Consider the following 13,570-nt stretch of genomic DNA (forward strand, 5'->3'; position numbering starts at 1 on the left):
GTACGAACCCACGAACTATTTTTCAATTCACCTAACCTTATAGTGAATTAAAAAATTACTTTCTATTAGCAATATAGAAAAATCATTATATAATACGATGAGATTCCAAAAATTGGAATTAATAGGATTAAATAGGGGGGAGATTTGATTGATATTCTTCCTCATCATATATGGGATATATAAAATTATTATAAGGGAAACGTCGAATATGTAATTCTTTTATCTTTTGATAGAGCAATTTCTTTAACTCTATCATCCCCTGCCCTGTACGAGCTGAAACGAAAATAGCATTCTCTATATTTTTTGTCAAAAAAAAATTTCTCACTTCATTAAAAGGAACGGGTTCTTTGGTTTTATCTTCTATATCATAATCAGTCTTTTTTGTAAGATAATAGTGATCTATTTTATTAAAAATAATAATTGTAGGTTTACCGATAGCTTTAATCTCAGAAAGAGTATCATTAACTGACTGTATATGATCTTCAAAACTATGATGAGATATATCTACAACATGAAGTAAAATATCTGACTCTCTAACCTCATCTAAGGTGGATTTAAAAGACTCAATAAGCAAAGTAGGTAATTTCCTTATAAAACCTACTGTATCGGACAATAAAAAAGGTATATTTTTGATAACTACTTTTCGAACAGTAGTATCTAAAGTAGCAAAAAGCTTATTTTCAGTGAAAACATTTGATTTACTTAGACTATTCATTAAAGTAGATTTACCAACATTAGTATAACCTATAATGCCTACTCGTACAAGTTTATTACGGTGGTTACGTTGAATAGTCATTTGCTTATCAATATTTGATAGTTTTTTACGAAGTAACCCAATGCGTTGACGGACCATGCGACGATCCGTTTCTATTTCGGTCTCTCCCGGACCACGCAACCCAATACCCCCTCTCTGACGTTCAAGGTGAGTCCACATACGAGTTAGACGCGACAAAAGATACTTATATTGAGCTAGTTCTACTTGTGTCCGGGCATAAGAAGTTCTTGCACGTTGAGCAAAAATATCGAGAATCAATTGAGTACGATCTATGATCCTTATATCAAGAAATCGTTCTAGATTCTTCAATTGTAATGGAGAAAGTTCATCATTAAAAATGATAGTATCTATTGAATACTGTTTTACGTAAAATGCAACTTCTTTTAGCTTACCAGTACCTATAAAAGTTTTTGTATCTGGACAATTAAGTCTTTGAGTGAATCTAGCATAAACTTTTGCCTGTGCTGTTTGTGCAAGAAGTTCCAGCTCATCGAGGGAATCTTGTGATTTTTCATCTTTTTGTAAATTAATGATTAACCCAATTAGTATCACCTTCTTGTATTGAGTCCATTTTTTCTCTATCATTATATATATCTACAATATAAAAACGTTTTTATTAAAAAACTTAATGGATAAATCATCTATAGTTATTAGAGACGTTTATAGTAGAGTCTATTGGCAATTTAGATGAAATAAATCAATTTCAAAAAATAAAAAGAATATCATTTATCATTTTATGATATAGGCAATATTAAAATTGTAACTCTCTTTTTTGTAGAGAGTATTTTTTTTAAAAAGAATATATATTATAAAATACAAAGAAGATAAATGATATCACTTAATTATATATAGTTTTCCATAAAAAGGATTCTTTCTTTTTTTCCATAAAATCTTGTAAATTAAGGGTTATTGATAATATTTTAAAGATAAAAAGAACTAAAATACCCTATGATTTAACTGCTAAAATGTTAAAAAATATAAAAATGTTAATTTATTAAAATAAAAAAAATAACTGCCTCTCAACACTTTTTTTTTCTATCCTACATTCAATATTATTAAAATAATCTTAAAATTTTATTTTTCGCGATATTAAAAACGCTTTAGCTAATTAACTTCCCCTCTTCTTACCTACTCTAGTCATGATGAAAAATATTTGCTATTTTTTTTTTATCAATAAAAAAATATTTTTCATATTAATAAAAATGTTGAGTTATAATATAAAATGTAACATGTATACTTTAGAGTATGAACTTAAATATTTTTAAGTTATTTAGCTCAATTTTATATCAATAGGTTTTTTGAAATATTCAACTAAAACAAAATGTATAAAACGCATATCTAAAGAAAAAATCTAGCTTTCAGACTTAAAAAAAGAGTTATTCTTGTTAAAAAAATATTTTATAGATTTGCTATCGTAAGCTAGTAACAAAGCAAAGTTACATATATCGTAAACAATACCTATTTTGATCAAAAGTTACCGATGGGTATTTGTAAATATAGTTTTTTTATCAATTTAAAATATCTTAATTAAAGCTTGACCTTATCTAAGGTAATCTTTAATTATGCGTTATGAAACATCTTAGAATAGCTCTACAAAAGTCCGGCCGTTTACATGAGGATTCAATTACTCTTCTTAAAGAGTGTGGAATTGATATGGACTTAAATCAGAAACTTAAAAGCACTGCTTTAAATTTCCCTTTAGAAATATTTTTTTTACGTGATGATGATATCCCTAAATACCTTGAAGATAATATTGTAGATTTAGGTATCGTTGGGAGAAATGTATTTTTAGAAAAGGGAATAAAATTAAATATTAAAGAAAAACTTGGGTTTGGGAATTGTAGATTATCTATAGCCGTATCAAAAAATTCTAATTATAAAACTTTAGAGGATTTAGCTGATAGATGCATTGCTACAAGTTATCCTAATATTCTGAAAAATTTTTTAGATAAACAGTATATTAAAGCAGATATCCATACTATTAGCGGGGCTGTAGAAATAGCTCCTAGTATTGGTATATCTGATGCTGTTTGTGATCTGGTAAGCAGCGGTAAGACTCTTTTTATAAATGGTCTATATGAGATCGGATGTGTTTTAAAATCTGAAGCTCTTTTAATAGCCTCTCCACGTATAAAATTTTCAAGAAAGTCCTTTGCAGAGCGTTTATTATTTAGAATACAAGCTGTTAAAAGAGCTAGGAATAATAAATACGTAATGTTGAATACACCCAATGAATATCTAGAAAATATATTGAATTTTCTATCCGGAGAAAAAAGCCCTACTGTTTTGCCATTAGCTGATCCAAATTGGACAGCAGTACATGTTGTAATTCAAAAGAAGAACCTTTGGGACACCATTGAAAAACTTAAGGCATATGGAGCGCAAGATCTACTGGTATCACCCATTACAAAGATGATCCCATAAAGAAAAATTATTTTTTATGAAAATCCCCTTTTATCTTCATCCGGCTAAGGAAAAATGGTTTGAGATTATCAAAAGACCAATTCAAGGAAATATAAAAATTTCCAAAAAAGTATGTTCTATACTTAAAGATGTAAAAAAACAAGGTGATAAGGCCTTAAAGAGATATACTGAAAAATGGGATAAAGTAACCCTGAAAGATTTTAAGGTCAGTCAGATAGAAATAGACGACGCTCACAAAAAAACACCTGAAAACTTAAAAAAGGCACTTTTTGAGGCAGGCAATAATATCATATCCTTTCATCAGAATCAAATTCTAAAGGAACCTATTATAAAAATTACAAATGGTGTGCAATGCTGGAGAAAAAATATACCTATTGAAAAGGTAGGCTTATATATACCTGGAGGATCGGCTCCTCTTTTTTCTACTGTACTTATGTTGGGTATTCCCGCTAAACTAGCTGGTTGCAAGGATATTGTATTATGTAGCCCTCCAGACGAACAAGGGAAACTATCTTCAGCTATGTTATATGCTGCTGATAAATTAGGAATAAAAAAGATATATAAAATAGGCGGAGCACAAGCTATTGCTGCTATGGCTTATGGAACTGAAAGCATCCCTTTAGTATATAAGATTTTTGGTCCAGGCAATCCCTATGTAACAGCTGCTAAAAAACTTATCCTACAAGAAGGGATATCAATAGATATGCCTGCAGGTCCCTCAGAATTAGCGGTGCTAGCTGATACCACCGCTACACCTGCTTATGTTGCTTCTGATCTGTTATCACAAGCTGAACATGGAATAGATAGCCAAGTATTGTTAATAAGTGATGAAGAAAACTGGTGCAGAAAAGTTTTAGATCATTTAAACAAACAAATCACTAAACTTCCCAGAGCATCGATAGCTCTAAAAGCCTTAGAAAATTCTTTTATTCTTGTAGTAAAAGATTTTGAGGAAGGCATGGATCTTATCAATGCATATGCACCAGAACATTTAATCATCAATTGTAAAAATCCTAAAAAATGGGCTGATAAAGTGAAAAATGCAGGTTCTGTTTTTTTAGGGAATTTCTCTCCTGAAAGTGCTGGGGATTATGCATCAGGCACGAATCATACCCTACCTACAAATGGGTATGCAAGGTCATATAATAGTCTCTCAACAGAGAGTTTTGTGAAAAAAATAACTTTTCAAGAGCTTTCTAAAGAAGGGTTAGAAACCCTCTCAACTACTATAAAATATATGGCTGAAGGAGAAGGATTAATAGGTCATTGGGAGGCTATTGCTAAGCGTCTAAAATTATAACAACTTTAAAAAAAGTTAGAATTAAGATAAAAAGATTGAGTAATAATTTTAATATTGACCGACTTGTACGGAGAAACATACGTTTGCTAAAGGCTTACAGTTCCGCAAGAGAAGATTTTACAGGCCCCGCTTCCCTCTCTAACATATATCTAGATGCTAACGAGAATGCTTATGGAGGACCTCTGAAAAATAATTATCATCGTTATCCTGACCCTCTCCAAAAAAAACTCAAAGAAAAAATAAGCGCTTTAAAAGGCATTTCACCTGATCAAATCTTTCTAGGAAATGGCAGTGACGAAGTAATTGATTTGCTCTATAGAATATTTTGTAGACCTGGAAAGGATCATGTCATTATATGTCCTCCTACCTATCGAATGTACGAAGTATGTGCAAAGATTAATAATATTAAAGTAAGAAATTTTCCACTTCAGAAAAATTTTCAATTAGATCTTCCTTCTATACTCTCAAATATCAATACCTATACCAGATTAATTTTTTTATGTTCACCTAATAATCCTACCGGAAATGATCTTTATCAAGAAGACGTTAAAAAGATTTTAGAGTGCTTTACAGGTATTATAGTTATTGATGAGGCATATCGAGATTTTTCCCAAAAACCTTCCTTTATTGAAATATTAAATAACTATAATAATCTTATCGTTATACAAACCTTATCTAAGGCTTGGGGAATGGCTGCCATACGGGTAGGTATTGCTTTAGCTTATAAAAAGATTATTCAATGGATGAATAAGGTTAAAATGCCTTATAACCTTAGTGGTTCTACACAAGAGCTAGCTATAAAGGCTATCGAAGCAAAATACTTAGTAAATGAAAAAATACAAACTTTGAAAAAAGAAAGATTTTTTTTAATGAATTCTTTTTTACAATTTCCTGATATTATAGAGAAAATATATCCTAGTTCAGCTAATTTTTTGCTTATTAAAACTAATAATCCGAAAAAAATATACAATTATCTAATTCAAAAAAATATTATCTTAAGAGATCGCTCAGAAGAGATCCTTTGTGAAGGATGTCTGCGGGTTACTATAGGTACTCACCAAGAAAACCAGTTACTTATAGAAGCTCTTGAAAATTACCGAAAATCATGAAAAAGAAACTATTGTTTATTGATCGAGATGGTACTTTAGTTGAAGAAATCCCTATGAAATATCAAATCGATTCACTTGAAAAAGTGATTTTTTATCCCGGAGCGATCTCCTATATGGCTCGTATAGCTTCTGAGCTTGATTATGAACTCGTAATGGTCACTAACCAAGATGGTCTAGGAACTAAAAGTTTTCCAGAAGATAAATTTAAAGTGCCCCATGCTCATATTATACGAACTTTTGAAGGAGAAGGTGTCCATTTTTCAAACGTCTGTATAGATCGCACTTTTGCAAAGGAAAATATTCCCACGAGAAAACCAGGCATAGGAATGCTTTCGGATTATTTTTCTTCTATTTATGATCTTTCCCATTCTTTTGTTATAGGCGATAGACTTACCGATGTGATTTTAGCTAAAAATATGGGGTGTAAAGCTTTATGGCTAAATAAGAACACTTTTCTTGGACAGGAAGAGGTTAAAGTTTCTTTAGAGGAGCTAAAAGATTCTATTGTTCTAGAGACTATTCATTGGAAGGAAGTTTATACGTATCTAAAATTTGGTCTTCGTCGTTGTCATTATATACGTAATACTAAAGAGACAGAGATAGAAATAGAAATCCAAATCGATGGAAAAGGGTTTTTTGAAATCTATACTGGATTAGGTTTTCTAAATCACATGCTTGAGCAAATCAGTCGTCATGCAGGGATCGATCTACGTATTAAAGTACATGGAGATCTATACATTGATGAGCATCATACTATTGAAGATACAGGTATTGCTCTTGGTGAAGCTTTCAAAAAAGCATTGGGAGATAAGAAAGGCATAATGCGATATGGCTTTCTTTTACCTATGGATGATTCTTTGGCACGAGTATCTCTGGATTTAGGAGGAAGGAGTCAATTAGTATGGAAAGTTGATTTTTCCCGTGAGAAAATAGGAGATGTGCCTACAGAGATGTTTCTACATTTCTTTAAATCCTTCGCTGACGCAGCTAGTTGTAGTATTAATATATGGGCAGAAGGTATAAATGAACATCATAAAATAGAGGCGGTATTCAAAGCTTTCGCCCGAAGCTTGAGAATGGCTGTTCAGCGCGATTCTTGTAATGATCAGTTACCTACTACTAAAGGAATCTTATGAAGATTGTGATTATAAAATATCCTGCTGGGAATTTACAGTCAGTGTTATTTGCCTTTGAACGCCTTGGTCTGCAAGCTATCGTTAGTGAAAAAAAAGAAATTATTCAAAGTGCTGATAAAATAGTGATCCCAGGTGTTGGAGAAGCTAAATCAGCCATGGAGTACTTTTATAAAACAGGACTTAATAAAGTGATCACTAATTTAAAGCAACCTGTTTTAGGTATATGTCTAGGGATGCAAGTACTCTGCCTTCATTCAGAAGAAAACAACACTCCCTGTCTGGGGATTTTTAATATTTCGATAAAAAAATTCAATCAATTAGTTAATTCTAGACTTAAAGTACCTCATGTAGGTTGGAACCAACTTTTTAATATCCAAGGTGATCTTTTTAAAGGAATAGGAGAAAACTCTTATCAATATTTCGTACATGGCTATTATTCACCTTTAAATTTATATACTGTTGCCTCAACAGATTATTTTTTCCCCTATAGCGCTGCTTTGCAAAAGGATAATTTTTATGCCTTGCAATTCCATCCGGAGAAATCAGGCAAACAAGGTCAAAAAATTCTCCAAAACTTTATTAAATTATAAAAATCTTAAAAAGATGCAAATCATCCCAGCTATAGATCTTATCAATGGGAAATGTGTACGTCTTAGCCAAGGAAATTATACCCGGAAAATAATATATAATTCTAATCCACTAGAAGTAGCTTTACATTTTGAACAAGCTGGTATTTCACGATTACACCTAGTAGATCTTGATGGAGCTAAGCAAGGAAAAATTATTCACTGGAATATTTTAGAACAATTAGTTACCCATACCCGTTTATTAATTGATTTTGGAGGAGGTATTCAGAGTGATCAAGATCTAAAAGCGGTTTTTGAAAGCGGAGCTTATATGGCTAGTATAGGTAGCATAGCTGTAAAAAATCCTAAACTCTTTAAGAACTGGATCAGATGCTATGGAAGCGAAAAAATTCTTCTCGGGGCTGATGTAAAAAAAGAACACATCGCCATTAATGGTTGGAACGAAATTACTAAGATCCCCATATGGGATTTCATATATAAAAAAATGGAGGATGGTGCAACCCAAATTTTTTGTACAGATATCTCTAAAGATGGCATCTTATCAGGGCCTTCTTTAGATCTTTATCAAAAGATCATTGAAAAATTTCCTAATTTAAAATTAATTGCTAGTGGTGGAGTATGTCAAATAAAAGATCTAGAAGAATTAGAAGCTATAGGTTGTCAAGGGGTAATTATAGGGAAAGCGTTATATGAAAATAAGATTTCGTTATCAGATCTAAAAAATTTTATAAACTAATTATAAATGCTTAGTAAACGAATCATACCTTGTCTAGATATCAAAGATGGAAGAACAGTTAAAGGAATCCATTTTAAACAACTCAAAGATGCAGGGGACCCTGTAGAACTAGCTATACGCTATGCTGAAGAAGGTGCAGATGAGCTAGTTTTTCTTGATATTGGAGATAGTAGATCGCAAAGGGGAGAAACAACTACCCCACTTGTTAAAAAAATTGCAAGAGAACTTTACATTCCTTTTACCATTGGAGGAGGGATCGAGTCGATAGAAGATGTGGAAATACTACTAAATGCTGGAGCAGATAAAATATCGGTGAACACTGCCGCTTTTAAAAGGCCTCAACTTATTAGTGAACTTGTTCATCGCTTTGGAAGTCAGTGTGTAGTATTAGCTATAGATATACATTATGAGAAAAAACAATGGTGGGTTTACCTTAATGGAGGTCGTATAAAAACTTTAACAAGAGCCATCGATTGGGCTAAAGAAGCTATAGATCGAGGTGTTGGGGAAATTTTACTAACTTCGATGAATCAAGATGGCACAAAAAATGGATTTTCATTAGAAATAATTTGTGAATTTTCTAAAAAATTTTCTGTTCCCATAATAGCTTCTGGAGGAGCAGGTAAATTAGAAGATTTTTACGATGTTTTTAAAAAAGGAGAAGCTGATGCAGCTCTAGCTGCTACTGTTTTTCATTACAACGAAATTGAAATTTGGACTTTAAAACAATATCTAATAAAGAAAGGTATTTCTATCCGCCCTGTTATAACTTGTATAAAATGATATCACCTTCTATAGAAACTATCGACTTTCAAAAATTCTCTGAAGGTCTATTACCCACAATTATTCAGGATAATCATACTTCAAAGGTACTTATGCTTGGCTATATGAATAAAGCAGCTTATCAGAAAACATTGCAAAATCTTCAAGTAACTTTTTATAGTCGATCTAAAAAAAGACTTTGGACAAAAGGAGAGAAAAGTGGACATTATTTAATTGTTCATAAAATTCTGCTAGATTGTGATAAAGATACGCTGTTAATCAAAGCTGAACCATTAGGTCCTGTTTGTCATAAAGGAAATGATAGCTGCTGGAATGAGAATAATGAAAAATATTATAGTTTTTTGAGCCAACTTGAAAGAATTATATCTGATAAAAAAAAACAAAAATCTCAATATTCTTACATAGCTCAGCTCTTTGATAAAGGTATAAATCAAATTGCACAAAAAGTAGGAGAAGAAACCGTAGAGCTCATAATAGAATCAAAAGATGAGAGCAAAGATCTTTTTTTAAATGAAGCAGCTGATCTTTTATTTCATTACTTAATTTTGCTACAAGCAAAAGGCTTTAAACTTAAAGAAGTAGAAGAAATACTCAAAAATAGAGATAAATCACATGCCCCATTCTAGTTTTTTTAATTAAGTTAATTAATTCTTATAAAATTGCATATATATAAACGGAAATACATATAGTATATTACATATTTATTACCCTGTTTTATTTAAAAATTGTAAAAAATCAAGTCGATTATAAATCAGATTATTTTCGATACACTAGTTTTTGAACAGATAGACCCCTTATACCTAAAAAAATATAAAGGAAGGGCTGAATATATTTCTTACTATATTTAAATAGTAAATCTAATTAAAAATAACTATTTATAAGTTAACATTGCAAAGCTTTGATATTAAGACTCATTACTGTTTATCTTTTAAAAATTTTGCTATAAGTAAATTATATTTTATAAGGGTTATTCTTTAATAACAATTATATATATATTAAAAGGACACAACCCATATCTACGAATATCTTTTAATATAAAGGAAAAACATACTTCTTAGTGCAATAATATAGTTACCTTATATAGTTACCTTCTTAATACTAACACTAGCAGTAATACCATAAGTCTAGATAAAAAGAGTTCTCTATATATAATATTTTCTAACCATCTAGAAAATAAAAGTTTCCATAACAGATAACATAATTTAGTAATACTTTATTTATAATAGCCGTAAAGATTATATTCAAGATATTATTCTTCTATTTAAAGCAAATAAAGTATTTTTTAGGAGCATAGCTCGTGTTAAAGGGCCTACCCCCCCAGGTACCGGACTAAGGTATGAAGCCTTCCCATATACACTATCAAAATCAACATCCCCTATTAATCTGTAACCTTTTACAGAAAAACTATCTTTCATACGAGTAATACCTACATCAATCACTATAGCATTTTTTTTAATCATATTAGATTTTAAAAATTTTGGGACACCTAAGGCTGTGATAATTATGTCAGCTTGAAGTGTAAATTTTGCTACGTCAGGAGTAAAGCTATGAACAAGTGTAACGGTACTGTTACCAAGTATAGATTTACGGGCCATAAGAATACTCATAGGTTTACCTACAATAGCACTTCGTCCGATAATAACCGTATGTTTACCCTGTACATCAATAGCATACTTCTGGAACAAGCTAAGAATTCCTAAAGGGGTGGCAGGGAAAAAAGTTTCTATACCAAGTATCATTTTCCCTATATTCATCGGATGAAACCCATCAATATCTTTATCTGGATTAATGGCTAATATTACTTTTTGTGTATCGATATGGTTAGGTAAGGGGAGTTGTATGATAAAACCATCTACCGATCTATCGCAGTTAAGTTCGTGAATAATAAATAATAAATCTTCTTGGGAAACATTTTCGGACAATTGCTTTAGCGAGGAGCGAAAGCCTACATCCTGACAATCTCTTATCTTGTTGCGAACATAAGTCCAACTAGCTGGATCTTTACCAACCAAAATTGCTACTAAATGTGGCGGATCATAACCTGATTTTTTTAGGTGATTTACCTCGATGCTAATCTCTTTACGAAACTCATAGGCTAAAGCATTTCCATCAAGAAGCTTGGTCATATACAGAGATTTTTAATAACAATAAAGGTAAAGAGAGTTTTTTTCTAAAAAAAAAATTATTTAATAAATTCTACCTTTTGACTTAGTTCGATAAACTCCTCTACAGAAAGTTGCTCTGCCCTTTGATCTAGAATAGGTATTTCGTAAAATGAATATGGTAATTTCAAAGGCTTAAGGGCATTTCGGAGTTTTTTCCTCCTTTGATTAAAAGCGCTTTTCACTATTTTAAAAAAAATATCTTCTGCTAGCTTAGGCATAGGAGATTTTCTATAAAAACGGATCACAGCAGATTTTACTTTAGGTCGTGGAAAAAATACTTGTTCACTAACAGTAAAAAGATAATCCACCTGATAAAAAGTTTGGATTAAAACTGAAAGAATTCCATAAGTTTTTCCACCAGATTTAGCCATTATTCGCTCAGCTACTTCCTTCTGAAACATGCCTACACACTCAGGAATAGAATTACGATATTCTAAAACTCGAAATAGAATTTGTGAAGAAATATTATAAGGGAAATTGCCAATGATAGCAAAAGAGGGAAAAGAAGGGTTCCACTTTAAAAAATCCTCTTGTATTATACGCAACTGAAGAAAAGGAAATTCTTTTTGAAGATAACTTACTGCTTCTTTGTCAATTTCTATCAAAAAAAGATCCCAAGTATTCTTAATAAGGTATCGTGTTAGGGCTCCCATACCCGGCCCTATTTCCACTACGCAAGAGTAAGATCTAAAAGAAAGATTTTTTACAATTTTTTTAGCAATATTATGATCAGTAAGAAAATGCTGACCTAGATGTTTTTTAGGATAAACGTTTAACATATCTCTTTAACACAGATAACATAAATATAGTAAAGAAATAAAATAATAAACAACAAAGATTAAATTTGTAAGATATCCATAATATTATGTCTAGGCCTTCTTTATCTAAAGCTAAACAATCGAGCAATGCTATAGAGCGCTTACAAGTAACTATGCGTTATCTTTTTAATAGAGGCTCTTATAAACCTAACGGTTCTTCAGGGCAAAGTCTAAAAGATCTCTTATTACTACTTCGGCCTGAAATTTATGGAGATCTAATAGATAAAGAAAAGGTCGAACTAAAAGGATTAATATATATTATGGATCGACTCCCTCTAGGGATAGAAAGTTGTCAATATATTCATTTAACTACATATGAAAGCTATTTACATACTCATTTCCAGACTATTATACCTCCAAAAAGACGTAGGAATTGCTATCGAATCGATGAACATCAGATGAATATTGAAATTACTCGTGGTCGTTCAGAAATATATGATTTACTTACCCATTTGACTTTTCTATTCATAGAGGGGCAAAAGATTATGAATAAAGCCTATACAAAAAACACTAAAAAAATCTCACGTGAATGGGAATTCCTTGAACATATTGTTTTAAATGATAAAACTCTTTCTATAAAAGAAAGAAATATAGGTCTGATTCACTTATGTACTTTGCTTGGACGTACTTTTCAGGAAACTCTAGAAGCCGAAGCACATTTTTCTAAGAATCATAATAAAAAACAGTTTTTTAAAATTATTTATTATCTAGGGCAACTTAGCATCAATGAATCGTTACGTGATAAAAAACGCCTGATTTCATTTAGTCCTACGCTTCGTGAACGTATCGGGCATCATTTCTATGGCGAAGTATGGGCTGATAATCTTAAAAAGATGCTTAAAAAAAAGCACGAACTATCTCGTGGACTACATATTATTAGTGCTAATATGCATGGAGTAATTAACAGTATATACGCACGTAAGGCGTTAGGAAGAGATTTTAAAAATAAAAGCAATCTAGAAATTTACAAAAAACTTAGTCAAACTGGGAATCATGATCTACGTCAAATAGTTTTAAAATATGCAGAAACCAATGGGACTATTATCATTAATGATTGCTCAGGAGCTAATATTAATGTTCAGATTATCGATTTAAAGAAAGTAGATCTTAACGAAACTGTCTTTGAATACATAGAAAAGCCCCATAGAGAAGATCTACTTATTGTCATAGACTATGCTTTTGGTGAGCAAGCCTATGAGATAATGGATGAGCTTTTAAAACCTTTTAAAAATGAAAAGCTATCATATAGAATGAATATTAAATCAATATCTGTCATGGGGAAAGCAGGTATATTAAATGGCAAAAAAGGAGATATTATGATCCCTCATGCACATATATTTGAGGGATCTGCAGATAATTATCCAATAAAAAATTCTCTCTCAGGTAATGATTTTAAGGGCGTTCGTCTTGGAGTTTTCGAGGGGTTAATGATTACCGTATTAGGGACTTCTCTGCAGAATAAAGACCTATTAAAATATTTTAAGAATTCAAGCTGGAAGGCTATAGGCTTGGAAATGGAAGGCGCTCATTATCAAAAAGCGATTCAATCAGCTATACATATTCGAAGAAATCTTTATGAGAATGTGATATTGCGATATGCTTACTACGCTTCAGATAATCCACTCGAAAGCGGGAGTACTTTATCCTCAGGAGGCCTAGGCCTAAATGGAGTAAAACCTACCTATTTGATTACACAAAAAATCCTTGAACAAATTCTTTTGAGAAAATAAGATTAAT

Annotated in this window: 12 protein-coding genes; 9 read left to right on the plus strand and 3 right to left on the minus strand. The window is 31.4% G+C overall.

Translation table 11 applies throughout. The annotated features are described in order from the left end of the window. Window positions 1-127: 127 nt before the first annotated feature. Window positions 128-1,360: a GTPase HflX gene (hflX, locus tag ACUBP5_RS03490; RefSeq protein ID WP_482168257.1), complete on the minus strand. Its 1,233-nt coding sequence runs from the start codon at window positions 1,358-1,360 to the stop codon at window positions 128-130. A gap of 984 nt (window positions 1,361-2,344) precedes the next feature. Between hflX and hisG the strand changes: the two genes are divergently transcribed. The 8 genes from hisG to hisIE are packed head-to-tail and all read left to right on the plus strand — an operon-like array spanning window position 2,345 to window position 9,476. Continuing rightward, a complete protein-coding gene (hisG, locus tag ACUBP5_RS03495) occupies window positions 2,345-3,199 on the plus strand; it encodes an ATP phosphoribosyltransferase (RefSeq protein WP_482168258.1) in 855 nt (284 codons plus the stop codon). 16 nt (window positions 3,200-3,215) lie between these two features. After that, on the plus strand, window positions 3,216-4,499 hold the full coding sequence (gene hisD, locus ACUBP5_RS03500) for a histidinol dehydrogenase (protein WP_482168259.1): 1,284 nt from the start codon (window positions 3,216-3,218) through the stop codon (window positions 4,497-4,499). 35 nt (window positions 4,500-4,534) lie between these two features. Then, the gene (hisC, locus tag ACUBP5_RS03505; protein WP_482168260.1) at window positions 4,535-5,608 is read left to right on the plus strand and encodes a histidinol-phosphate transaminase; all 1,074 of its coding nucleotides are present in this window, start codon (window positions 4,535-4,537) and stop codon (window positions 5,606-5,608) included. After that, on the plus strand, window positions 5,605-6,744 hold the full coding sequence (gene hisB, locus ACUBP5_RS03510) for a bifunctional histidinol-phosphatase/imidazoleglycerol-phosphate dehydratase HisB (protein WP_482168261.1): 1,140 nt from the start codon (window positions 5,605-5,607) through the stop codon (window positions 6,742-6,744). The genes hisC and hisB overlap by 4 nt, the downstream gene beginning before the upstream one ends. Next, window positions 6,741-7,334 (plus strand): imidazole glycerol phosphate synthase subunit HisH, encoded by a 594-nt coding sequence (gene hisH, locus ACUBP5_RS03515; protein ID WP_482168262.1) that lies wholly within the window; start codon window positions 6,741-6,743, stop codon window positions 7,332-7,334. The genes hisB and hisH overlap by 4 nt, the downstream gene beginning before the upstream one ends. Before the next feature lie 13 nt (window positions 7,335-7,347). Then, entirely contained in the window at window positions 7,348-8,067 is a 720-nt protein-coding gene (hisA, locus tag ACUBP5_RS03520; RefSeq protein ID WP_482168263.1) for a 1-(5-phosphoribosyl)-5-[(5-phosphoribosylamino)methylideneamino]imidazole-4-carboxamide isomerase, read from the plus strand. Between the two features lie 6 nt (window positions 8,068-8,073). After that, entirely contained in the window at window positions 8,074-8,850 is a 777-nt protein-coding gene (hisF, locus tag ACUBP5_RS03525) for an imidazole glycerol phosphate synthase subunit HisF (RefSeq protein WP_482168264.1), read from the plus strand. Then, window positions 8,847-9,476 (plus strand): bifunctional phosphoribosyl-AMP cyclohydrolase/phosphoribosyl-ATP diphosphatase HisIE, encoded by a 630-nt coding sequence (gene hisIE / locus ACUBP5_RS03530; RefSeq protein ID WP_482168265.1) that lies wholly within the window; start codon window positions 8,847-8,849, stop codon window positions 9,474-9,476. Before hisF ends, hisIE begins: the two co-directional genes overlap by 4 nt. 615 nt (window positions 9,477-10,091) lie before the next feature. Here the strand turns inward: hisIE and ACUBP5_RS03535 are convergent. Further along, window positions 10,092-10,976: a bifunctional 5,10-methylenetetrahydrofolate dehydrogenase/5,10-methenyltetrahydrofolate cyclohydrolase gene (locus ACUBP5_RS03535; RefSeq protein ID WP_482168266.1), complete on the minus strand. Its 885-nt coding sequence runs from the start codon at window positions 10,974-10,976 to the stop codon at window positions 10,092-10,094. 56 nt (window positions 10,977-11,032) lie between these two features. Continuing rightward, on the minus strand, window positions 11,033-11,794 hold the full coding sequence (gene rsmA / locus ACUBP5_RS03540) for a 16S rRNA (adenine(1518)-N(6)/adenine(1519)-N(6))-dimethyltransferase RsmA (protein ID WP_482168267.1): 762 nt from the start codon (window positions 11,792-11,794) through the stop codon (window positions 11,033-11,035). A gap of 86 nt (window positions 11,795-11,880) precedes the next feature. Between rsmA and ACUBP5_RS03545 the strand changes: the two genes are divergently transcribed. Then, the gene (locus ACUBP5_RS03545) at window positions 11,881-13,563 is read left to right on the plus strand and encodes a DUF6909 family protein (protein ID WP_482168268.1); all 1,683 of its coding nucleotides are present in this window, start codon (window positions 11,881-11,883) and stop codon (window positions 13,561-13,563) included. Window positions 13,564-13,570: the final 7 nt, after the last annotated feature.

This window comes from Candidatus Insignibacter tubulum (assembly GCF_056790205.1).